General features: G+C 49.3%; 19 protein-coding genes and 1 pseudogene. 12 read left to right on the top strand and 8 right to left on the bottom strand.

Annotation, left to right across the window (positions count from 1 at the left end):
• Positions 1–102: 102 nt before the first annotated feature.
• From hcp-2 to BZG80_RS10065, 4 genes and pseudogenes are all read left to right on the top strand, one after another.
• Positions 103–621, top strand: coding sequence for a type VI secretion system effector Hcp-2 (hcp-2, locus tag BZG80_RS10080; protein WP_021024295.1), 519 nt, complete (start codon positions 103–105; stop codon positions 619–621).
• Between the two features lie 124 nt (positions 622–745).
• A pseudogene (tssI, locus tag BZG80_RS10075) lies at positions 746–2,680 on the top strand (type VI secretion system tip protein TssI/VgrG); the annotation flags it as partial.
• A 47-nt stretch (positions 2,681–2,727) separates the two neighbouring features.
• Positions 2,728–3,012, top strand: a complete 285-nt coding sequence (locus BZG80_RS10070; protein ID WP_021024293.1) for a type VI secretion system PAAR protein — start codon at positions 2,728–2,730, stop codon at positions 3,010–3,012.
• On the top strand, positions 2,996–4,105 hold the full coding sequence (locus BZG80_RS10065; protein WP_131827554.1) for a sel1 repeat family protein: 1,110 nt from the start codon (positions 2,996–2,998) through the stop codon (positions 4,103–4,105). The genes BZG80_RS10070 and BZG80_RS10065 overlap by 17 nt, the downstream gene beginning before the upstream one ends.
• A 109-nt stretch (positions 4,106–4,214) precedes the next feature.
• Here BZG80_RS10065 and BZG80_RS10060 read toward each other — a convergent pair whose 3' ends face one another.
• On the bottom strand, positions 4,215–5,099 hold the full coding sequence (locus BZG80_RS10060; RefSeq protein WP_077646213.1) for an aspartoacylase: 885 nt from the start codon (positions 5,097–5,099) through the stop codon (positions 4,215–4,217).
• 216 nt (positions 5,100–5,315) lie between these two features.
• Here BZG80_RS10060 and BZG80_RS10055 point away from each other — a divergent pair, with 216 nt between their 5' ends.
• Positions 5,316–6,746 carry a 6-phospho-beta-glucosidase gene (locus BZG80_RS10055; protein ID WP_077669704.1) on the top strand — a complete coding sequence of 477 codons (1,431 nt, stop codon included), beginning with the start codon at positions 5,316–5,318 and terminating at the stop codon, positions 6,744–6,746.
• 77 nt (positions 6,747–6,823) lie between these two features.
• Here BZG80_RS10055 and BZG80_RS10050 read toward each other — a convergent pair whose 3' ends face one another.
• From BZG80_RS10050 to BZG80_RS10040, 3 genes are all read right to left on the bottom strand, one after another.
• A complete protein-coding gene (locus BZG80_RS10050; protein WP_077661435.1) occupies positions 6,824–7,363 on the bottom strand; it encodes a histidine phosphatase family protein in 540 nt (179 codons plus the stop codon).
• Between the two features lie 174 nt (positions 7,364–7,537).
• Positions 7,538–9,373 carry a GGDEF domain-containing protein gene (locus BZG80_RS10045; protein ID WP_077576725.1) on the bottom strand — a complete coding sequence of 612 codons (1,836 nt, stop codon included), beginning with the start codon at positions 9,371–9,373 and terminating at the stop codon, positions 7,538–7,540.
• A complete protein-coding gene (locus BZG80_RS10040) occupies positions 9,374–10,441 on the bottom strand; it encodes an ABC transporter substrate-binding protein (RefSeq protein ID WP_077461436.1) in 1,068 nt (355 codons plus the stop codon).
• A gap of 70 nt (positions 10,442–10,511) precedes the next feature.
• Here BZG80_RS10040 and BZG80_RS10035 point away from each other — a divergent pair, with 70 nt between their 5' ends.
• The 3 genes from BZG80_RS10035 to BZG80_RS10025 are packed head-to-tail and all read left to right on the top strand — an operon-like array spanning position 10,512 to position 12,669.
• The gene (locus tag BZG80_RS10035; RefSeq protein WP_077661432.1) at positions 10,512–10,898 is read left to right on the top strand and encodes a hypothetical protein; all 387 of its coding nucleotides are present in this window, start codon (positions 10,512–10,514) and stop codon (positions 10,896–10,898) included.
• A 58-nt stretch (positions 10,899–10,956) separates the two neighbouring features.
• Complete coding sequence (locus tag BZG80_RS10030) at positions 10,957–11,313, top strand: hypothetical protein (RefSeq protein ID WP_021024285.1); 357 nt, start codon at positions 10,957–10,959, stop codon at positions 11,311–11,313.
• 51 nt (positions 11,314–11,364) lie between these two features.
• Complete coding sequence (locus BZG80_RS10025) at positions 11,365–12,669, top strand: MFS transporter (protein WP_077679262.1); 1,305 nt, start codon at positions 11,365–11,367, stop codon at positions 12,667–12,669.
• 75 nt (positions 12,670–12,744) lie between these two features.
• On the opposite strand, the gene BZG80_RS10020 is transcribed toward BZG80_RS10025, so the two are convergent.
• Positions 12,745–14,415: a methyl-accepting chemotaxis protein gene (locus BZG80_RS10020; RefSeq protein WP_077679261.1), complete on the bottom strand. Its 1,671-nt coding sequence runs from the start codon at positions 14,413–14,415 to the stop codon at positions 12,745–12,747.
• Between the two features lie 232 nt (positions 14,416–14,647).
• Here BZG80_RS10020 and BZG80_RS10015 point away from each other — a divergent pair, with 232 nt between their 5' ends.
• Genes BZG80_RS10015 through BZG80_RS10005 form a run of 3 tightly spaced genes read left to right on the top strand, consistent with a single transcriptional unit; the run spans position 14,648 to position 17,006 of the window.
• Complete coding sequence (locus tag BZG80_RS10015; protein WP_077679260.1) at positions 14,648–15,379, top strand: 5-oxoprolinase subunit PxpA; 732 nt, start codon at positions 14,648–14,650, stop codon at positions 15,377–15,379.
• Complete coding sequence (gene pxpB, locus BZG80_RS10010) at positions 15,376–16,071, top strand: 5-oxoprolinase subunit PxpB (protein ID WP_077679259.1); 696 nt, start codon at positions 15,376–15,378, stop codon at positions 16,069–16,071. Before BZG80_RS10015 ends, pxpB begins: the two co-directional genes overlap by 4 nt.
• The gene (locus BZG80_RS10005; protein WP_158011546.1) at positions 16,059–17,006 is read left to right on the top strand and encodes a 5-oxoprolinase subunit C family protein; all 948 of its coding nucleotides are present in this window, start codon (positions 16,059–16,061) and stop codon (positions 17,004–17,006) included. The genes pxpB and BZG80_RS10005 overlap by 13 nt, the downstream gene beginning before the upstream one ends.
• A 73-nt stretch (positions 17,007–17,079) precedes the next feature.
• On the opposite strand, the gene BZG80_RS10000 is transcribed toward BZG80_RS10005, so the two are convergent.
• Entirely contained in the window at positions 17,080–18,909 is a 1,830-nt protein-coding gene (locus BZG80_RS10000; protein ID WP_077679257.1) for a DUF3413 domain-containing protein, read from the bottom strand.
• A gap of 73 nt (positions 18,910–18,982) precedes the next feature.
• Positions 18,983–19,384, bottom strand: a complete 402-nt coding sequence (locus tag BZG80_RS09995) for a diacylglycerol kinase (RefSeq protein ID WP_077679256.1) — start codon at positions 19,382–19,384, stop codon at positions 18,983–18,985.
• Positions 19,385–19,480: 96 nt separating this feature from the next.
• Between BZG80_RS09995 and BZG80_RS09990 the strand changes: the two genes are divergently transcribed.
• Positions 19,481–20,524, top strand: coding sequence for a glycosyltransferase family 9 protein (locus BZG80_RS09990; RefSeq protein ID WP_077679255.1), 1,044 nt, complete (start codon positions 19,481–19,483; stop codon positions 20,522–20,524).
• A gap of 40 nt (positions 20,525–20,564) precedes the next feature.
• Here the strand turns inward: BZG80_RS09990 and acnA are convergent, their stop codons facing one another.
• Positions 20,565–23,309, bottom strand: a complete 2,745-nt coding sequence (acnA, locus tag BZG80_RS09985) for an aconitate hydratase AcnA (RefSeq protein WP_241833895.1) — start codon at positions 23,307–23,309, stop codon at positions 20,565–20,567.
• Positions 23,310–23,814: the final 505 nt, after the last annotated feature.

Raw genomic sequence — 23,814 nt, 5'->3', positions numbered from 1 at the left:
CTGATATATAAAGATTTAAAAGTTGGCATAAATCTAGCTTGCTAGTAGGGCTAGACAGCAACAGTCGCTGTTTGAACTCGAATCATACAAAAAGGAGCGATTATGCCAACGCCATGTTATATCTCGATTGAAGGCGAAACCCAGGGTTTGATTACTGCCGGTGCCTGCACCGCGGATTCTATCGGTGATTCTTTTGTCGAAGGCCACGAAGACGAAATGCTGGTACAACAGTTTGACCACAATGTGACGGTTCCCACCGACCCACAATCTGGTCAACCATCCGGTCAACGTGTTCATAAACCATTCAAATTCACCGTCGCGCTAAATAAAGCCGTCCCGCTGCTTTACAACGCGCTGTCTTCTGGCGAAAAAATGTCTACTGTGGAGTTAAAATGGTACCGTACCTCAATTGAAGGTAAGCAAGAAAACTTCTTTACCACCAAATTAGAAAGCGCCTCTATCGTGGATATCCATTGTGAAATGCCACACTGCCAAGATCCGGCGAAGTCAGACTTCACTCAGAACCTGACCGTGTCGATGTCTTATCGCAAAATCACCTGGGACCACGTCAACGCAGGTACTTCAGGCTCTGATGACTGGCGCAAGCCGGTTGAAGCTTAATTGCTATTGCTAGGTTGCGTCGGCTTTGTGCCGGCGCTTCACCATTTGTTTAGCAGCGTTCGTTTTCCAGAGAGCGTTGCTAGACAAGTGTTCACTGTTGCGGGAACAAGATTCGGGAGACATCATGGCGAAATTACGTTTTGAATTTAGCGTCGAAGGCCTAGAGCCAGACACGTTTGTGGTCAGAGAATATCAGGGCAACGAGTCCCTCTCTGCTGCGGCGTTCGACCAGCAAGCTTGCAACGGGTTTCGTTATTCGATTGCATTGGCAAGTCGCGATCATTCCCTAAACCCTGACCAATTAGTGGATTGCCAAGCCACGCTTGCTCTCTATCGCAACGGGCAATGTGAGCGTCGTATTCGCGGTATCATTCGTCAATTTTCCCAAGGGGATATTGGTCATCATCACACTTATTATGATGTTGAATTAGTGGCTGAAATTGAGCGTCTATCACTACGGCAAAATAGTCGTGTATTCCAACATCAGACGGTTCCTCAAGTTATTTCGATCTTGTTGCAAGAAATGCGTATTACGGATGTCGGTTTTGGGCTGACAAAAGAATATGCAGAGCGTGAATTTTGTGTTCAATACCGAGAAACGGATCTCGCCTTTTTTCATCGTATTGCCGCAGAAGAGGGGTTGATGTATTGCTTTGTGTGGAAAGAGGACAAGCAGCTTTTATATATCACTGACTCGCCCTTTTCGCTTCCCGCCCTTAAACAGCCGATTGTGCATAACGCTCAGGCTGCAGGTGTCGTCGATGAGCCTTATATTCGTGCCATCGAAAAACACACTCGGATAATCCCGTCATCACTGGAGATGAAGGATTATAGCTTTAAAAAGCCGAATTATAGCTTCTTACAGCAAGTGAATATGTCCGGCATTGAGCATCAGCGCCAAGACTACGATGTTTATGATTTTCCAGGTCGATATAAAGACGATACGCAAGGTAAACATTTAACCCAGATACGCCAAGAATTTCTGGCACGTGACAAAGTCACGGCGATTGGGGAAAGTAATCATTTTCTTGTGCAGGCGGGTCATGCATTTGAAATGCAAGATCATCTCGACCGTACCATGAATCAAAAGTGGCAAGTAGTGCGCGCTCAGCATTACGGCACCCAACCTCAAGCAGTTGAAGAAGAAGGCGGCACTGGCGCCACTACCTATCATAATCGGTTTACGGTGATCCCGGCCTCTATCCCTTGGCGGGCCACTCCACACCCTAAGCCACAGGTGGACGGCCCTTTAATAGGGATTGTGGTTGGGCCTGAAGGCGAAGAAATTTTCTGTGACGAACATGGCCGAGTAAAAGTTCATTTCCCTTGGGATCGTTACTCGAGTGGAAACGATAAAAGTAGCTGCTGGATACGGGTGTCTCAAGGTTGGGCGGGGAGCCAGTACGGCATGATGGCGATTCCGCGTATTGGCCATGAAGTAATTGTGTCATTTTTACATGGTGACCCCGACCAACCGATCATCACTGGCCGGACCTATCACGCGACCAATGTATCCCCTTATACATTGCCGGCCCATAAAACCAAGACGGTCTGGCGCAGTGAAAGCCACCAAGGCGAGGGCTACAACGAGCTCACGTTTGAAGATCAATCGGGCAGTGAGCAAGTGTATTTGCATGCTCAGCGTGATTGGCAATCAGGCGTGGAAAATGATGTCGTTACGCAGGTGCGGCATAATGAGCATCAAAAAGTGGACCATGATTCTTTGTCGGCTGTTATGAGTAACCAGCATGTGACGGTCGATAAGCAATCACGAACACGAGTGAAAAAAGATGCCACAATTGCCGTTTCTGGAGGGATACATGAAAAAATCGATAACCGCTTCGCCGTAACGGCAGGACGTGAGGTGCATCTAAAAGCAGGCGCAAATGTCGTGCTTGATGCAGGTACGGAGGTTACGGTAACCGCCGGTGGGAGCGTAATGAAGGTTGATGCGGCCGGGGTGCACCTTATTGGTCCAGCGATCAATTTAAACGCTGGCGGAAGTCCTGGTAGTGGCTCTGGGTACCAAGGACAGCCAGCGAAATCGCCACGCTCAGTGAACAAACCTTGATCGTTTAATGCAAACTAAGAAATTTGAGGAAAGATATGCCCAAAGCAGCACTTGTTGGCCATGTGGGAACCGCGCATGATGGATTTCCACCTACACCGATTGTGGCGGGGTCGTCAACAGTAAAAGTTGACGGGATACCCGTAGTTCGTAAAGGTGATCCCCTGGCACCGCATAGTAAACCGAAACACCCGCCTCATGGGCGAGCGGTAAATGCGGGTTCCGGTAGCGTTATGATTGATGGAAAACCAGCCGCTCGTATTGGTGATGCAGTGAGTTGTGGCGGTGTGATTGTAGGAGGTTCAAGTGTCAACATTGGTTAATACTCCGTCAATGCTTAAAGCAAGCGTGTTAGCATGCCTAGTCATGCTAAGTGGACAAGTACATGCCGAACAAGTTGAAGTTGAAGCCACACCTTTTGTGCAACTAGAGCCGGTTGAAAAAATCGCGGATGACTATGATATCCAGGCGATGACGCCAGAGGCAATATTTGAGCATGGACGTTTGTCTCGCGCTCAGTTCCATTACCAACGAGCTGAAAAATATCTACGTGCAGCGGCGGATCAAGGTATTGTTCCTGCCGCTTATTTATACGCTGTGCTCGTCAGTGATGACGGTAATAAGCTCGATTATTCGCCGGTTGCGCAGCAGTATCTCACGCAGGCCGCAAAGGCGGATTATATTCCAGCCATGAAATTACTGGTTGAAAAAGGCCATTGGTTATCGGCAAATCATCGTACTATTTGGCGCTATAAGTATGAAGAAGCACTAGCAGATTGGTATGAAAAAGCACCTAAAGACGCAGCATTCAGTCTGTATCAGTACATTTATCCAACAGACAAAAAGAAAGCTGAGCAGTATTTAGAAGAGGCGATTGCGGCGAATGATGTTGATGCCTTGTTACATAAAGCATCGCAAATAGAACTGGCTGAGCGCGGCTTTTATCTTTTCCCCAGCTCTCGCCTTGATGCGGCCGCTGAAGTAAAAAAACAGATTGCCAATGCGGGTGGGATCCCCGGTACTAAGAGTTTATATCGTGATTTTATCCGTCGAGGGGAAAGCCATAAAGCGGTGGCGTGGCGCGAAAAAGCGATTGAACAAGGGGATCTTATGTCTCTTGCTGCCCTGGGGCGTCTGTACACCACAAACTACATGCCTGAAGACGCTGAGTATACTGATGGGCTCGTTTATCTTTCTGCCTACTTGGATGTGGTTGGTCAAGGACGGTTCGTGACTTTGAGAGAGCAGGCAATGGAACAGTTTGAGCTCGCGTCTTCGCGAGTATCAAATGACGTCATTGAAAAGGTAGAACAAAGAGCGGCTGAATTGCGTAGGACACACATGTTCTTTCATTATGATCGCTACTGGCAAAAAACGGCTTTAAAGAAAGAACCCGCAACTAAGCCAGTGAGTTAATTGCGAGCGAGCGTTGTTTCTACTTTCTGAGCGGCCACATCACCGAGGCATTGATACATCGGTTCGATGTTGGTCGTTTCTTTATACGTCTCTCAATTGTACCTCTCAATTACACCGTTAGACTAAACCTCTCTGCCATCGACATCGCAATATTGTTATCGTAATACGCCGCCTCGTTAATAAAGTGCGGATACGCAGTGTACTTTCCTTCCCAAGCGACTTCGCGACCGTCAAAGCACATGAATAAAGGATCGCCAGGTACTATCGGCTCAAAGTCTTTGTCTTGCACGTTTTGGTGCACCATACCGATGCGCTCTCCTTGTGCATTTTGGGGTAGATGTAAGGTTTCTTTATAGCGATAAGCCGTTACTTGCGCGGGTAGCTCTGGCACCTTGTCGATATTAAAGAGATGCACAAAATCGAGAATATGCGTCGTCATTTCTTGCATGGATTCCATTACATCATGGCGTAATACGGATTGCGGTTGAGGACCAACCTCAACAATGACGCCTTGCTTCGCCACTGAGCATAAAAAAGCGTGTTGAAGCGGCTCGAGATGATCTTCTACTAAAATAATGGCATCGGGCATACGCTCACTGATATAGGCAGCAAGCTGTTTATTGAATGTGTCTAATGCGAGCAAAATGAGCGTAGGCCCCATGTTGCTGGTGGTGTTGTGTAAATCGATGATGAAATCGACGCGAGGATCGCCTTTAGGACCTAGCTGTTGATTGAGGACTTTTGCGCGACTTTGCTCGTAGTTTGTTAAGGTGAGATCGGCGAGCCCTTGAGGATCGAATTGTCGATTTAAGTCACAATCGAGATAACGTTTATTTGCATGATAAGCCGACGGATTCGCGAACACATGCTCCGTTGAAAAACTATCCCGAGTCGTAACAGATGTATTGGTTTGCCACTGTTTTAGTGCGTAAATCCCGCTAAACTCATTGCCATGGGTGCCACCGACGATGGCCACTTGACTGAAGCGACTCATGAGAACTCCTTGTGTTGAATGGAAAAACATCCGCTTATGTCGTGGTGCTAGCTTAGCATCGATACTTGTAGAGATTAATAGAATAATTTTTCTTTTATATTGGTTTTTTATTCAAAGGTTAAGAGAGGAAAAGTGTTCAGGCAATCTTTGCGTCAGTTCACACTTCAGCAGCATTGAACCGGTTAGGCTGAGATAAAAACAAAAGAGAGGTAAGGCATGAGTAATAAGTTTCCTGACAATTTCTTATGGGGTGGCGCGGTTGCCGCGCATCAGGTAGAGGGTGGATGGAACTGTGATGGTAAAGGCGTGAGTATCGTTGATGTGCTTACCAAAGGTGAGCACGGCGTGCCGCGTAAGATTACCGAGCAAGTCCAGGCTGAAGAAACGTATCCCAACCATCAAGCGGTTGATTTTTACCATCGTTACCGCGACGACATTGCGATGTTCGCAGAGATGGGATTTAAATGCTTTCGGACGTCGATTGCGTGGTCCCGTATTTTCCCAAATGGGGATGAAGCGACCCCTAACGAAGCGGGGCTGGCGTTTTATGATGGATTGATTGATTGCTTGTTAGAGCATGATATCGAGCCTGTCATTACATTGTCGCACTTTGAGATGCCGCACCACCTTGTCAGTGAATATGGTGGCTGGGCAAATCGAGCGGTCGTGGATCACTTCGTTCGTTTTTGTGAAGCCGTATTAACGCGCTACCGTGACAAAGTCACCTATTGGATTACCTTCAACGAGATCAATAATCAGCTTAACTGGGATTATCCGTTATTTGGTTATTGTAATTCGGGGGTGGTGTTTACCGAGCACGACCACCCTGAGCAAACCTTGTATCAAGTGCTACATCACCAATTTGTGGCCAGTGCCAAAGTGGTCGCACTGGGGCATGTTATTAACTCTGAATTTAGCATTGGCAGCATGATCCACATGATGCCTTTGTATCCTGCGACGTGCCATCCGGATGACATGTTAGCATCACAGCAAGCGATGCGAGATAAATACCTGTGCAGTGATGTACAGATAAGGGGTCATTACCCTCACTACATTTGGCCTCAATGGGCAAGCAAAGGGATTAAGGTGGTGATGCACGATGATGATGCGCAGATCTTAAAAAATGGTCAGGCGGATTTTTTGGCAATCAGTTACTACATGACCAATATTGTCGATGCTAATCCGCCAGAACAAGATGAAAATGCCTTGTTCAGCGCTAGTCGATTGAATCCACATTTGCCGGCGTCGGATTGGGGCTGGCAGATCGATCCGAAAGGGCTACGTTATGCACTTTCAGAGTTGTACGAACGCTATGAATTGCCCATTTTTGTGGTTGAAAATGGCCTAGGGGCGGTGGATATTCCCGATCAAACCGGCGCAATCAACGATGATTATCGTATCGACTATTTGTCGCAACACATTGAAGCGCTTGAAGAGGCGATTTCACTCGATGGTGTGGATGTGATGGGATACACGCCTTGGGGATGTATTGATTGTGTATCTTTCACCACCGGAGAATACCGCAAGCGGTATGGGTTCATTTATGTTGATCGTCATGACGATGGCAGTGGTGACTTTTCTCGCTCCCGTAAAAAAAGCTTTGACTGGTATAAACAGGTCATTGCCAACAATGGCTTGACGGGCTAGAGGATAGGCTAAAAGGGACGCGTTCGGCGTCCCTTTTGCTTTTATCGCTATACGACCGCTAGGATGAAGATGACGGTTTACACGTTAGGTTGATAATCAAATTCAATCACTTCGCCGTATTCAATGCCTTGTTCACGATAACCCACGATCGCCTCTATCACATTAAAATGTGCGACGACGGCAATGGTTGAATACTCGTGATACATGTCGAGCACAGCGCTCACGCGACGGTGCAAAGCTGTTGCGGATTCATAACCGGCGTTAGTAACCTCATTACCGTTGGCAAACAGCTCTCTATACTCAATCCAGCGACGATCGCGTTCAGAAAGAGGAATATAGCTCCCCTTTATATCCGCTTGCCATTCGCGTAAATCGTGCTCAACAAACAGATCTTTTTGCAGCTGTCGGTTGAGAATTTCTGCTGTTTGCAGGGCGCGCGTATAGGGCGACGACAATATAATATCCGCTTGTTGTAAGGCAGAGTGACTGGCCAAGGCCTGGATGTCTGGAATACACGCACGTTGTAGTGGCGCATAATCTTTTTCTAACTGACTCATCTGACGAGCATCTGCCAAAGCGTAATCGGTTTTTCCATGGCGGACAAAGACGACTTTCATCGGACTTCCTTCTCTAGCGTCGATCATGGCCATCAGCTTGCGGACATGTTTAGCAAGTGACATCCATTTGGACCAACGGTTGCTACAACCTCATTTGACATTGGGTTGTAGCATACCGTCATGATGCTGTCATGAAACGCCAGAAGGATAAAGGACATGACGTGAGCGAGCTCGCTATTTTTGATGATGGCGGTCAAGTATATTAATACGATTCCGTCCTTCCTCTTTCGCTTGATACAGACGTTGGTCTGCCATTTCTAGCAGATAAGAGTCAGTGGTTTCATCGGTCGGTTGCAAAATGATCCCGCCAATGCTCACTGTAATCGTCTTGCCATCTGGGTTTTTCGCATGGGTGAGGCCAAGTGCCGCAATGTCATCATGAATCGCATCAGCTAATGCATGAAGCTGAGAGGCGTAGTGGGTTGAAAGCGTGATAGCAAACTCTTCTCCCCCAAACCTTGCAACCGAGCCTTGAAAGGCTTGGGTTTGCTTGAGCAGTACCCGCGCAATCTTAGTGAGTACATCATCGCCTTTTAGATGCCCATACTCATCGTTGTACGCTTTGAAGTGATCGACATCGATCATCATTACCGCAACAGGTAAGTCATTCTCAATACCATGACGGATATGGCTCTTTAGCTCACGTTTAAAGGGGCGGCGTGTGCTCAGGCGGGTGAGGTCATCTGTCTCTGCCTGTACTTTCAGTTTTTCGTTGGCTGCGATCAGTTCTTCTTGCAACTGTTCCATAGCAAAGTGGTTGCGCTCTCGAATCATGACTTCACTAATCGCCGTCGCAAAGCGCTTCAATAGTAACGTTTTGTTGTTATCCCAGATAAACGGTAATTGACGATTCGCCACCGTGATCATCCCAAAGCTCTTGCGGCCGTCGGTTAGTGGAAAAGCGGCAAAAGAGAGAATATGTCGTTGACGCAACCACGATCGTTCATTCATGGCATCATCGCCCAGCTGGCCAACGTGAGGGACCACCAATGTATCGGTATCTGCAAGCCAGCGTTTGATCATGTGCATGTCACTTAAATCCACTGTTTTTGGTGCAAAGTCGGCCTCTTCTGGCCAATAACAGCGACGTTCAGCGCGGTTCGAATCAAAGGCATACCAGCCGATGGCCTCTACTCCTAATAGTGACGCCATTTGCGGGAAAATAAGCTCAACGTCCTCGGTGATATGTTGAGAGTCAGCGCGTAGAAATTGAATCGAGATATCAGCCAATAATGAGCTCGCATTCGACTGCCAATTCAGTGCTTTTGTGCGTTGTTCTACTTGTTCTTCGAGCAACGTTTGATGTTGGCGTAGCTCGCGTTCTGTGATGCGTTTTTGTAATAAATCGTCTTTGATTCGCGACTGGAGCGAATTGATTGAACGAGAAACTTTACCAATCTCATCATTACGTTGAATTAATTGAATCGGCACACTACTTTGGCTGATTCTATCGGCTTGGTAATAGTCTAAAGTCGTTGCAAGTTGCTTGAGTGGCCGAGAGCAAAGCCGATTTAGCACCCAGAGAATCAGCAATGAAATCATCAATGTTTCGGTAAAATGAACGGCAGCAATAGGCACGGTACTACTCAATGCTTCACGCTTTACCTCGCTGTGATCAAGAACGATATTCAGAGTGCCAATATTATTACCTTGAACACTCAGCAATGCTTGGTGGTTGGCGTCACAATGACGACTGGTGTGATTAACTTCGGTAACCGTCGTGCCATCAAAACCTGTGACGTCGACCCGACAGACGGTGGGCGTCATCGCTAACCCTTTGACACTGCGGCGTACGAGTTCTAAATCAACAATCCATAGTGCATGGCTAATGACCCGAGCTGAATTTTGGCTGCGGCTTTCCACCAGTTGCGTTGTGGTTGTTAGTGCTCGCTGATAGTTGATATACATTTGCGTCAGGGTCGTCCCAATAGCAAAGAGCAAACTAATGGCGAGCACGATAAAGGCGACGCGAGTTTGAAGACCACGTAAGTTAATAGCGCGTTTTGTCACTTAGTTATCCATATCCGTTGAATGAGGCGTACATCGGCTTTCGGTCCGTCGAGCCATTTTTAAAAATGGAATCTCGTGCCAAGCTTGTTTGCGCAACTGTGTAAAAAAGCGTGAATCGGGTGTAATTAAACGAAAAAGTGCATTATTGCATCTTTTTGGTGTTGGTAAGCCGCTATCGTGCGCATAAATATGGCTTAATGCAAGACCGGCTGCGGTGAAATGCCCACCTCCCAGTGCTGAAATAGTACCAGCCTCACGTAAAGCGAGCACCTTTTCTGATGTGTTAACTGTGGCAAAGAAGATATCCTCGCCTGGTGTCTTTCCTGCTTGCTTCGCGGCTTTCATTGCGCCAAATGCCATGTGGTCATTGGCCGTCCACACGTAACGTACATCCGGGTAACGTTGCAACAAGGTGTGCATCTGCTCTTGGCTAATGGACTCGTCCCATTGACCATGGACAATCTGACGCAAAGTAATATTTGGTTGCTCATCAAAAAAACGTTGACCCCCCGCTTCGCGTTGAACGGAGGCTGGCGTGGTGAGATCGCCTGAAATCATAACAGCGTCGCCAGACTCATTGTTACCTGCGTTTATCATTGCCTTCGCGATCGTATGACCAATGGCCTCGTTATCCGGAATGATGCTAGCTAGGAGATATTCTTGCCAATGCGTATCTTTTTCTATGGACATTTTTGTCTGTTCATCTATATCGTTTAAGATGACCTGAACGTAAATGGGATAATCGCGTAACATCGGTAGCAGATCATCCGCGGCTAATTTCTCATTAACGATGATGACATAATCGGGACGAGTCGGTTTATTTAAAGTGGCAGAGAGAATTTGGCGCATTGCAAAGTGATTACGATCTGCATGTCGAATGGTAAGGTCAAGATTCAACGCCTTGGCAGCAGCCTTGGCGTAATCGTCTACATCCTGCCAAAAGCTCTCATTGGCAAAGCCTGGATTGATAAAAAGTACTCTCGCCTGTTGTTGCGTCGTCGCGTAGGCAAGCGTATTGAAGAGCATGGCCACAGACGCAATCATCCATACCAACAGTGTGTTTTTCATTCTTATTACCAATCCTCGTATGTTTTTTCCCTTTTAGATATGATAGCGCATCTGTATAGGATTGATTGCGATGAAATCTTACAACAATAAAAAGACGTTTAAGCGCCATTTCCCAATGGATTTTTATGGCGACGGTGAAGGATGGCGTTTTGCTGTGCGTGCCGAATCTCCTGGCCAAGTTTTAGCGGCTAAATGCTGGGTTGCTTGTTTGAGTGTTCGCCGTCGAGCCTTTCGTATTGTTGATTTAGCTGTCGATAGCTTTAATTATGTGGATGGTGTGTTTGACGCGGCAGGATTGACTGGTATTGAGTTGGGGACAAACATGCGTATTCGGCGTCAGGGGCAAGTGGTTACGGTCGATGCATTGAACAACCGGTATGGTGCTTTGTGGACCCACCGCGAGGCGTCTATTTCATCGGTATGTATCAAGCCTGCTAACAAGATCGCAATCTCTTAGTCTCCCGCTGCTCGATAAGGCTATCCAGTGTCATACTGAAAAGAAAAGGCGGCAGCGTATGGTTTTTCTCGTCATAACAGCACTTACCGTTTTAGGTGGCGTGCTGGCAGGTGAACACTTTCATTCCTATCTTTTAGGCTTTGGCGTCGCTAGTACTGCCGTGGGAGTTTGTTATTGGATCACCTTTCGTAGCACGCATTATCCGCAGTTTGCTTTATTTTTGTTGTTGCTCGGTGTGGCGGCCAAAATGACAGTGACTGCGGCGGGTGTACTCCTCGGGTTAAAGCACTCGCTTATTACCTCCCCGTTTGTGTTTTCTTTGTCTTATCTTTTCTTTTTGTTTGCGTCGACCTATTGCTACTTTCGTTACCGCGAATATTGGTTAACACGTTTTCGACATAAAGATTTACAATGATTGACTCTAGTGCCGCTATCAAGCAAATAAATCATAGAGTTGGGGGGATGTGTGGATAAACTGGCGGATGATCTTCATCAAAAGCTATTTAACGAGGAAGACGCGCGGGCGTGTAAAGACATTGATGGCAGTGCGTGTCGCGAAGTACCGGGGAATTTTTTTCGTATTATCCTCAGCCAAGGGCTAACTAAAATCGGTGACGCGGTATCTAACCCGAAAATCGTATTACCAGCGTTGTTAACCGCTGTGGGTGCCCCCTTGGCCTTGGTTGGGCTGCTGGTGCCGATTCGAGAGGCGGGGTCGTTAGTGCCTCAGTTAGGTATTGCCGGTTATGTCCGCCAATTTGCGGTACGTAAGTGGGCATGGGTGGCCGGCTCTGTTATTCAAGGGGCTTGTATCCTGGCAATGGCGATCGCAGCGTTGCTTTTAACCGGTCAAGTGGCTGGCTGGAGCATTGTTGGCTTGCTGGTGATCTTTAGTTTGGCGCGAGGCCTTTGCTCGGTGGCATCGAAAGATGTTTTGGGTAAAACCATTCCTAAACCCCAGCGGGGACGCTTGAATGGCTGGTCGTCAAGCTTGGCGGGTGCGGTGACGATTGCTGCCGGTGTGGGTTTATTTAGTGTTTCTGATCAGCAACATGTTTGGGTGTACTGTGCGCTACTAGCATTCGGTGCTGCGCTCTGGTGGGTGGCAGCGGCGCTCTACAGCCAGGTGGATGAATACGAAGGAGCCACTGAAGGCGGTGCCAATGCGCTGACGCATGCGCTTTCTAAACTACGCTTACTGGTGGATGATAGACGGCTGCGCCATTTTGTGATCACGCGCTCCCTGTTACTGTGTTCGGCCTTATCCGCGCCCTATTATGTGTTGTTAGCCAGTCAGCATAGCCAAGCGTTGGCGATCACCACCGCAAGTTTTGTCGCAATTAGCGGCGTTGCGAGCCTCATTTCTGCACCTTTTTGGGGACTTTTTGCCGATCATTCTAGCCGCCAAGTGATGATGATCGCCGCCGTGGTCACGGCGGTACTGGGGCTGGTGGTGGTCAGTATTAGTCAGTGGTACCCCACGCTTTTCTCATTGGCGTGGGTGTTGCCTGGCGTCTATTTTGTCCTGACCATTGCTCACGAGGGCGTGCGTCTTGGGCGTAAAACCTACATTGTGAATATGGCCGAAGGTAATCGGCGCACTGATTATGTTTCAGTCAGCAATACACTCATTGGTCTCGTTTTGTTATTGATGGGCGCGGCTACTGCGTGGCTTAGTCAATGGGGGATCATGGTCGTCATTTCGGTATTGTCCGTTTTTGGTTTACTCGGCGCATTAATGGCGCGCGCGCTGCCTGAAGTAGAACGCTAAGCCGACGGCGGAACAGAAAAGGAACAGAAAAAAGGCGCTGAATCCGTCAGCGCCTTTTTTGATTGGCTCTAATCCTTAGACTTTAAATTGGCTAATTAGGCGTTTGAGCTCGTCACCGGAGTGGTTCAAGTCTGATGCTGTGTGCGCAGAGTCATTGCTGGCACTGAGTAATTGGCTCACAATATCTCGGATAGAAATCAAATTGCGGTGGATATCCTCGGTGACTGTGGTTTGCTCCGCGGCCGCAGACGCAATATGGGTGGTCATGTCATTGATTTGGGTGATCGCATTGCTCACCGAATCAATGCCGCTGCCAATTTCGTTGGATGCCTCTGAGGTTTGCTGGCAGGTGTCATTGCTTTGTTTCATGCCCTCGACGGCCTGATTCACATAAGACTGCAGCTCGTCTAACATCTCTCGAATTTCGTGAGTGCTCTTTTGCGTGCGACTCGCGAGGGTTCTCACCTCATCGGCTACCACTGCGAAGCCTCGTCCTTGTTCACCGGCCCGTGCCGCTTCAATCGCCGCATTCAAGGCCAATAGATTGGTTTGTTCGGCAATATCGCCAATCACAGACAGCACGCCGGTGATTTTATGCGACTGCTCGTTGAGCGAATCAACGTTGTTACTCGATGTATTCATTTGCTCCACCAGTGTTTTCATGGAGTTAATGGAAAACTCGACTTTGTCTTGTGCCTGACGTGCATCACCGGTGGCGGCACTGGTGGCATCTGCAACTTGTGTGGCACTTTGAGAGACCTCTTGTGCGGCAGAGCTCATTTCGGTCACCGCCGTGACCACTTGCTCGGTCTCGTTATCGTGCGTTTGTAATTGGCTAGCAAACTGTGCGGCTTGGCTGTCTATATCACGAGCGGACTGGCTGACTTTTTCCGTGACTTCGACGACGCTGCGGATGGTGGTTTGCAGCTTGTCGATAAAGCGATTAAATGCATTGCCCAGCAAAGCTATCTCGTCGTGCCCTTTAACCGTTAGACGTTGGGTCAGGTCGCCATCACCGTCGGCAATATCATTGAGGTTGTCCAGCATGTCTTTCACTGGCGTTGACATCCGTTGGGCAACAAACGCAACCGCAACAAAGGTAACAATCAGAATAATAATCCCGGCAATGACCATTCGTGCAGTTTGTGCCGCTAATGCTTCCTCTGCGTTTTCACGGAAATCGGCAACGCGTGCCTCAATGTCGTCAATATACGCCCCTGTGCCCAACATCCATTGGCCGTTATTGACCATATTGGCATAGCCAATCTTTTCAATCAGTTCATCGGTGCCCGGTTTTTGATAGAGGTAGGTGAAGGTGCCATCGCCACTTTGCGCTGCTTCGAGTAGACCCACAATAATTTTGTTGCCTTTGGGATCAGTAAGATTGATCAAGGACCGGCCTTCTAGCTCTGGCTTTAAGGCATGGAATACGTTGTTGCCTTGTTTATCGTAGATGTAAAAGTAGCCAGCCTTACCAAAGGTCACTTCGCGCAGTGCGTCTTTGACATTTTGTGTAGCATCGCCGCCCGCTTGCTGTGCGTTTTTTACCACAGTCGCGGCAATTTCGGTGGCTTCGCGAAGTTGCATTTTTCGCTCATCAATCAGCTTGGTTCGAAAAGTGATAATGTTCTCTTCGACCAGCTCACGCTCGTAATAAGTAGTGATAAACAATGTGATGAGAATGGATAATACCAAAGGTACAATGGCAAGCACTAAAAGCTTCCCGCGCAGCATTAACTTCAACATACCAGATACCTTGTGTTATTTGTGATTTCGAGTTTGCTAAAGTATGGAAGACATTTTTTCCGTTTGCCGCGCAAAAAGCCCCTTTATTTAATGTGGATTGGCAAATGTCTTGTAATGCTTAATGGCTGTCTAACTTATTGCTCAAGCTTATTTTCACTAACCATATGAATTGAAAAAAATTTATACTATAAAAACCGTAAGGTAGAGCAAAGTCAGTGAAATCGAGGGAATGATGAAACTAAACGCAGACATGGGTGAGAGCTTTGGTGCGTGGACGATGGGAATGGATAGCGCGCTGATGCCGTGGATTGATATGGCCAATATTGCGTGTGGCTTTCATGCCTCTGATCCTGATGTAATGGCGGCCACGGTAGCACTCGCAGTAAAGCACAATGTAAGTATTGGTGCTCATCCCGGTTACGCCGATAAGCAGGGCTTTGGCCGCCGTCATATTGATCATACCCCAGCACAAATTAGTCACCTCGTTCGCTATCAAATCGGTGCGCTACAAGGGATCTGTGCACGCTTTAATGCGAGCCTTGATTATGTGAAGCCCCATGGTGCGCTGTATAACACCATGATGGTGGACAATGATTGCTTTGAGGCGGTATTGGCTGCGGTGGCTGATACGCTGCCTAATACACCTTTAATGGTGCTGGCACTGCCTGATAACCGTCGGCATCGCCAGCTTGCCCAACAAGCCGGTGTGCCGCTGATTTTTGAGGCCTTTGCTGATAGAGCCTATCTGGCGTCAGGGCAATTGGCGCCGCGCGATCAACCGGGCGCGGTGTTAGATGACGCCAACGCGATGATTGCACAGGTATTGCAGTTGTCTCAACATGGCACGGTGACAACCCTCGAGGGACAAACGCTCTCGCTTTCGCCGGATACGGTGTGTGTGCATGGAGATAACCCACAATCGGTCGAGGCGATAAAACAACTCAGAAAGGCCTTAACACCATGACACTCAAGGTTGAGCAGGTCAGTGAAACCACGGTAATGATCCGGTTGGGCAATAAGATCGATCTTGCCTTAGTCCCACAGTTATCTGCGCTGTGTGAGCGAATCCAGCAACACTTTGGCCGTGGTGTGGTTGAGTTAATTCCCGCCTACACCAGTGTTCTGGTGGAAGTGAATGTTCGCTTACTCTCGCCAGAAACGTTGAAAACGTGGGTGATGAATCAAGGCGACTCATTGCGAGTCACCCGTGACGCTGGGAGCGGAAAACACGTGTCGTTGCCGGTGTATTATCACTCCTCGGTCGGACCCGATCTGGCTGCGGTCGCCGAGTTTGCCGGCGTGAGTGAACACGAGGTGATTGCGCGACACAGCCAACAAACTTACACCGTTTGTGCGATTGGTTTTGCGCCCGGCTTTGCCTTTCTTGCGTCGGTGGATGAGACCATAGCCATGCCACGTCATACCACGCCTCGTCATCAGATCCCCGCCGGCAGTGTGGGCATTGCACAACAGCAAACCGCGGTGTACCCGGCAGCATCGCCCGCAGGCTGGCAAATTATTGGCAATTGTCCCAAGGTACTATTTAATCCCCGTCAATCGCCCATGATGCCGTTTGATGTAGGTGATACCGTCTGTTTTGAGCCGATGTCAGAGTCTGATTACCGCGCGGCAGGAGGTCAATGGTGGCAGGATTAACGGTGCTCGACCCCGGCGTATTGAGCTTGGTGCAAGACACAGGGCGCTACGGGGTGGGCCAGCTTGGTTTAAGCCAAGGCGGGCCGGTCGATTGCCACGCATTTGCTTGGGCGAATTATTTACTCGATAACCCCGCAAAGACGCCGCTTGTCGAGATAACCATGGGTCAGGCACGTTTTCGTGCTGATCACGCGATGTCGATCGCCATCACCGGCGCAGACATGCAACCTTGTATCAATGGTCAGCGCATGCGAATGTGGCAGACGTTGACGCTAAATGCGGGTGATGAATTGCGTTTACGCTACGCGCACCGTGGCTTGCGGGCCTATCTCGCGGTGCGTGGCGGGTGGACGGTCGATGGCGCATTTGGCAGCGCAGCGACGGTGATGCGCAATCAACTCGGCGGCCTGCATTCCGGATTAGGTGAACAGGCGGGAGGCATGGCGCTCACCAAAGGAGATGTGTTGCCTTGCCGACCGCATGCGCTGTTGCCGAGGGTGCGCGGTGTACCGACACGTTTTATTCCTGACTACAATGCCCTGACTCCACTGGCGCTTGTGCCGGGGTATCAGTTTGATAGCTTCAGCGCCGAGGCGCTAACGGCATTTTTTGATGGCGAATACACGGTCGATCAGCACAGTGATCGTATGGGCGTGCGGCTTAATGGACCGAGCGTCGTGAGCAAGCAACCGGGTATTGTCTCCGAAGGCATTGCGCTCGGGGCCATGCAAGTGCCCCCTGACGGTCAGCCGATTGTACTACTCAATGATCGGCAAACACTTGGTGGCTATCCTAAGCTTGGCTGTTTAACCCGTGCCAGCTTGAGCATGTTGGCGCAAACGCGACCCGGTCAGACCGTGCGTTTTTATCCGGCGCGGCTGGCTGATGCATCGGCGCAATGGCAAGAGTTTGTGCAGTTTTTTGACTGGCTGTAGTCCGAAGAAAAACGGAAAGATGAGCCTCTGGAAGACAGAGGCTCGTGAAGGGGAGTCTCGCGCAAACAACGGACTAGCGGAAACGACTAATTTGCTCGAGGGCTTTTTCCATTTGCGCAAAGTCAGGAGACGCGTTTTCTATCGGTCGGTTGGTGTTATCCATGTATTGATATTGCCCCCCCGCACCCACTTCTAAAATGGTGTCGTCGGTGACTAACGCATAGCCGCTGTAGTTTGACGATAACACCCAATCTTGCCCGGGGTTGGGTGCAAGTAAGTCATGACCAATCGCGTAGCTGGCCGGATCGGACGTTACGCCCAAATAATGCTTCATCAGGGTGGGCGCAACATCTTGGTGGCTGGTTAGCTGCTTGCCGGTATCGATCTGTTTTGCATCGATGCCGGGGCCGACCATCGCGAAAGGCACATGAATTTGTGGGTCAGTAAAGTTACTGTTATGTCCCCAAAAATTCAGTTGATTGTCATTCATTTCTTGGCCGTGATCGCCAGTGAGCACAATCAAGGTATTATCGAACTCCCCGCTTTGTTTTAGCTCCTCAATGACCTTGGCAACCAAACTATCAACGTAGCGTACGCTGGTCTTATAGCGATTGAAAAACGGTGTCGGATCGGTCTCGTTATTTAGCTTGAGATAGTTAATTTCGTCCAACATCGGTTGATACTTGGGCGTAAAGTCTGCAGGGAAATCATAGCCATGTGGCGCATCGTAAAATAAAAACGAGAAGGTGGGACGGTTGGCCTCACGCTGCTGATGCCAACGGATCCAATCTTGGGTGAGATCTGCGTCTAGCTCGGCGGGAGAATCGCCCTCAGAGCCGTTACGTAAATCGGACACCTTGGTAAACACGGTTTGGTTGAATTCCGGCTTTTCCAATTGCGCGGCGGTAAAAATACCCAGTTGATAATCGAGTGCCTGCAGGCGGTCCATCAATACCGGAGATTGCTGATTGGCAAGAAAGCTATGCCAATAGGTGCCAGGCATGCCATAAAACAAGCCAAAAATGCCGGTGCGGGTCGCGTTCCCCGTCGCAAGATGATGTGAATAGGTACGGCCACCTTGCGCCAACGCCCAAAGGTTAGGGGTGTTGTCGGCATTGAAGGTATCCGCGCGCCATGAGTCAACCACCAAAAACATGATGTTCACCGGCTGCTCAACCTCGGTCGTGCTCAGCGGCGAAAGGGGATAGTTCAGGTCGGCTTCGCGATCTACATCCATGGCTTTTTGGCGCGCTAGAGCTTGTTCATCAATCCAGCCGTTTTTACGCATCATAGTGTTAGCGGTGGCCGGATAAAAAAGTGGCAAATAACGTTTCACCGTTGTCACGGGCTGATACGCATAGGCTGCAGCCCAAATATGAATCCCGTGGGTGGCGAGCAAGGTAAGAAACGTGAGCAGCGCAAATTTTTTGCCGATTTTCTGTTGGGAAGAAAAACGTGTCCGTGACAATGCAGCCAGTAGCCACCATTGCGCAGCGACACAGGCAAGCACGCCACCTACTACCATCAGCCAAGTAATCAACGGGAAGCTGACAATCTGTCCGGCGAGGATCAGATCCAGCACCATGGCATTGATATGGAATCGGTACTGGGCAAAGACGATGGTATCAATGAAAAGGGTGATCACACCCACTGAGGCTATCAAGGCAAGCAATGGTTGGCGCACCTTGGTTGGCAGCAGTAACAGCGGGAGTGTTACCAAGCCAACAATGGCGGCAAGTAAGGCCATCTGGCTAAAGGTACTGACCACGATAAAAGTGATGCCAAGTGGCTCAGTAGGAAAGCTAGGTAGAAACGCAAAGTAGCGGCTGGCTATTGCCATTAACACAAGGGCGTTAATGGCAATAAACCAGCTATGGGTTTGAAGTCGCGATTTAAAAGACATGGTTTCTCATCACAGTTTAGTTAATCAATTGGCAACGTAACGGGCGCGTTGCCAGGTTGTATGACGACGTGTGTCATTGAATAAGTGGGATACCATAGTGATGCCATAATGTGGTAAGCCAGACCACACCTGCTAAAAGCAAACTGACAAACACCGCCGCAGAGCCGATGTCCTTGGCTCTACCACTGAGTTCATGGCGCTCTACACCCACTCTGTCGACCACGGCTTCAATGGCGGAGTTAAGTAGTTCGACGATAATCACTAACACAATGACGCTGAACATCATCAAGGATTCCGTCAGTGGTAATTGCAGCCAGAGCAATACGACTAGCGCCGCAGCCAATAATACAACTTCTTGACGGATCGCGGCTTCATGGTGATATGCCGCTTTTAATCCAGCCCAAGAATAGCCAGTGGCTTTAATGATACGTATCAGTCCTCGTGGCTTTTCTGAGGGGGATGTATTAGCGCCCATAAATACATTCTCGTAACAATTTGATCGATAGACTGGCATTTTACATTTAACCGAGCCAACTGCATAATCGGCGCGATAACTTAATTGGAATTTGTTATGCCTCTGTTTACTCACGCCCCACGCTCCCTGTGTTTTTTACGCCTCTCTGCGATTGGCGATGTTTGTCATGCGGTCGCGGCGATTCAAGCCGTGCAGCGCCATTGGCCGCAGACGCAGATCACTTGGGTGGTTGGTAAAGTTGAAGCACAGCTTTTAGCTGGGCTTGATGGGGTGGAGCTGGTGGTGTTTGATAAAAAAGCGGGATTAGCAGGCATGCGTCACGTCTGGCGGCAGCTGAAAGGACGCCGGTTTGATGCGTTAGTGCATATGCAGCTTGCTTTACGCGCGAGCTTATTGACTGTGGGGATCGGTGCGCGCCATCGTGTGGGATTTCACCGCCACCGAGCGAAAGAGGGACAGTGGCTGTTTACCAATAAACGGATACCCGACACCCAATCTTGCCATGTGTTAGATAGCTTTTTCGCCTTCACTCAATATTTGGGTGTGCCGGTTATGCCGCCGCAGTGGCAACTACCACTTTCTGAAGACGATCATGCCTTTGCCAACGCGCAACTGGGTGACAAGCCCACTGTCGTGATCAGTCCTGCCGCGAGTAAAGATGAGCGTAACTGGCTGCCAGAGCGCTACGCCCAATTTGCCGACTACGCGGTCGGTAAAGGGTATCAGGTGGTACTCTGTGGTTCACCGGCGGCGCGTGAAAAAACGCTGGCCGCCCGCATTATTGCCGCTGCTAACGCGCCACTGGTTAATTTAGTGGGACAAACAAGCCTTAAGCAATTAGCCGCGGTGCTCGCACGTGCCGATGCGGTGCTAGCCCCCGATTCCGGCCCCGCGCACATGGCAACCACGCAAGGCACGCCCGTCTTAGGTCTTTACGGCCATAGCAACCCGAAGCGGACCGGCCCTTATAACAATCTCGCGGATGTGGTCAGTGTTTATGAAACCTTTGCTGAACAGCAACATGGCAAGCCCGTTGAACAGCTAGCATGGAGCACGAGGGTGAAAGGCGATCACGTGATGGCTGCCATTGATGCACAGCAGGTGATCGACGCATTTGAAACCATGATGGCGAAGCAATAAAAAAAGGCCCCGTAGGGCCTTTTGTGTATCAATGCCAGTATTAGCTGGCGAGCTGGCGGAGCACGTAGTGAAGAATGCCGCCATGGCGGTAGTAATCCCACTCAACCGCGGTATCGATGCGGACATTGACGTTAAACTCAATGGTTTTATCATCCCGCACGGCACGCACTTTGAGGGTGGACGGTTCGCCGCTAACCTCGTCAAAGTCGAATGCTTCCGTACCATTTAAGTCAAGCGATTCGACGGAGTCACCGTCTTTAAACTGCAACGGAAGCACACCAAAGCCAACCAAGTTAGAACGGTGAATACGTTCAAAACTTTCAGCAATGACGGCTTTAATGCCTAATAGGTTAGTGCCTTTTGCAGCCCAGTCACGACTTGATCCCGTGCCGTACTCTTTACCCGCAAGCACCACAAGTGGTGTCCCCTCGGCTTGATAGCGCTGAGCCGCTTCATAGATGCTCATTTGCTCATTGGTGGGCAAATAGGTAGTCATACCGCCTTCGGTGCCCGGCGCCATTTGGTTTTTTAAACGTACGTTGGCAAAGGTACCGCGCACCATGACTTCGTGGTTACCGCGGCGCGAGCCATAACTGTTGAAATCTTTCGGCTCTACACCTTTAGATTTCAAGTATTCGCCCGCGGGGCTATCTGGCTTAATTGCGCCGGCGGGTGAGATATGGTCAGTAGTAATAGAGTCACCTACTTTGACCACACAGCGCGCCCCCTTGATAGGTTTTATCTCAGGAAGTGCCATGGTCATGCCGTCAAAGTACGTTGGCTTTTTAACGTAGGTTGAATCGGGCCATGAATAGATCTCATCTTGTGGTACTGGTAATTGTTGCCATGCCTCGGTCCCTGCAAACACATCTGCGTATTTGTTTTTATAAAGTCCGTCGGTCATTGCTGCTTGAATGGTGTCTGCCACTTCTTTTGGCGTTGGCCATATATCATTAAGGTAGACGGGCTTGCCTTGTTGATCGTTTCCTAGCGGCTCTTTGAGAACATCAATATTCATATTGCCCGCCAGTGCGTAGGCAACGACTAGTGGTGGTGAGGCTAGATAGTTAGCTTTCACATCTTGATGAATACGGCCTTCGAAATTCCGGTTGCCTGATAGCACGCTAGTGGCTAGTAAATCCGCGGAACGAATGGCTTCTGCAATTGGCTCAGGCAATGGTCCTGAGTTACCAATACAGGTGGTACAGCCAAAGCCAACGATATTAAAGCCAAGCGCGGCAAGCGGCTCGAGCAGGCCGACGTTTTCTAAATAAGCCGGCACTACTTGTGAGCCCGGGGCGAATGATGTCTTAACCCAAGGCTTAGTATTTAAGCCTAAATCTCGCGCTTTTTGTGCCACTAATCCGGCTGCCACCAGTACGGCAGGGTTCGAGGTGTTGGTGCAAGAGGTGATCGCAGCAATCACAACCGCGCCGTGCTCAAGGTTGAATGTTTCTCCTTTGTATTCGACCGCCACTTTGCCCTGTTCGCGTAGGCTTGGGTTGTCCACGGCTGTTTGCCCGCCTTCGCTGGCAAAGCTTGCAATCACATTATTCGCCGCTGCTTGCTCTTTTTCTAACAGCTGATCAAACTGACTTTTTGCCTCGGTTAAGGCGATGCGATCTTGTGGCCGTTTCGGACCGGCAAGACTTGGCACCACATCGCCAAGGTCAAGTTGCAAGGTATCGCTGTAATCTGCCACCGGTGCATCATCATCGCGCCACAAGCCCTGCGCTTTGGCATAGGTTTCGACCAGGGTAATTTGATCCTCGGTACGGCCTGTCAGGCGCATATAACTGAGCGTTTCTTCATCAATCGGGAAAATGCCGCATGTTGCGCCATACTCTGGTGCCATATTGGCAATGGTCGCGCGGTCAGCCAACGGCAGCTTCGCAAGGCCCGGGCCATAAAATTCAACAAACTTACCCACCACACCACGTTCACGCAGCATTTGGGTGACGGTGAGTACTAGGTCAGTGGCAGTAGCTGACGCGGGCAATTCGCCTTTTAGTTCAAAGCCGACCACTTCAGGGATCAACATAGTAATAGGCTGCCCAAGCATTGCGGCTTCGGCCTCAATACCGCCAACCCCCCAGCCAAGCACACCGAGCCCGTTAATCATGGTGGTGTGAGAATCTGTACCAACCAGTGTGTCTGGCATGGCTAACTTGTTGCCACCTTTTTCTTCGACGAGTACGCCGGGAGCGAGATATTCGAGATTGACTTGGTGCACGATCCCAGTACCTGGAGGCACGACACGGAAGTTAGAGAATGCTTGTTGGCCCCAACGTAAAAATTGGTAACGCTCGCCGTTACGCTGGAACTCAATCTCGGTATTTTTCTGTAGAGAATCAACGTGGCCATAGTCGTCCACCATAACGGAGTGGTCAATGACCAGGTCAACCGCGCCGAGTGGGTTGATTTTGGCCGGATCACCGTTTAAGTCGCGCATGGCAGCACGCATAGCGGCTAAGTCAACCACGGCAGGCACGCCGGTGAAATCTTGAAGGACAACGCGCGCCGGAGTGAAATTGACCTGATCTTGTCCGGCGTGGTCGGCTTGCCACTGACAAAGCGTACGAATGTCATCCGCAGAGACATTCTTACCGTCTTCTTTACGTAGTAAGTTTTCTAACAGCACTTTTAAACAGTAGGGTAAGCGACTGATATCGAATGGCTCGGGCAATGCATCAAGTCGATAATAATCATAGCTCTCACCGTTGACGTGTAGGGTACGCCGGGTGTTGAAGCTGTCTTGGCTTTTGGAATCAGGTGTATTGCTCACGGGTGCCTCCCCTGGTCGGTTATTGTGAGTAAAAGAAACGGTCATCATGCGTTGCAGGCAACAGTCTCTCTTGGGGATTGCTTATTTTACCTTCATTATTGTAAATGGGGTTTTGTTGAAGTTAAAGGTTCGTTATCACGATACGGTCGATGGTTCTCATTGATCAATCCTTTTGTTTCACAACGTGCGCAAATAGCGCACTCAATGAGAGTATAGAAGGCTCTGCATCAGCGGGCGCTTCCGCTAAAAAGGGCTTATTTGGTATCAATGAACCATACTGATTTATTCTAAATGGCAACTTTTCGTGACAGTAATTAGTCATTCTGCCTATGGAAAATATCGCTATTTTCATCTTTGTTAGCCATTAATGCTAATGTTTTGGAAATGTTAGTCATGCATCTGGAGCGTTTCAATCGCTTAACGTTTTTAACTAGTCTAAAATGCTATTTAGGGCTTTTTTGGTCGATAAATCTAGGGGTAAAACTGGAAATAGTAGGGGATTTAA

The organism is Salinivibrio sp. MA440 (genome assembly GCF_001996265.1).
GTDB classification, from domain to species: Bacteria; Pseudomonadota; Gammaproteobacteria; order Enterobacterales; family Vibrionaceae; genus Salinivibrio; species Salinivibrio costicola.
Note: the sequence above shows the minus strand (reverse complement) of the source record. Positions and strands in the feature narration are given on the sequence as shown.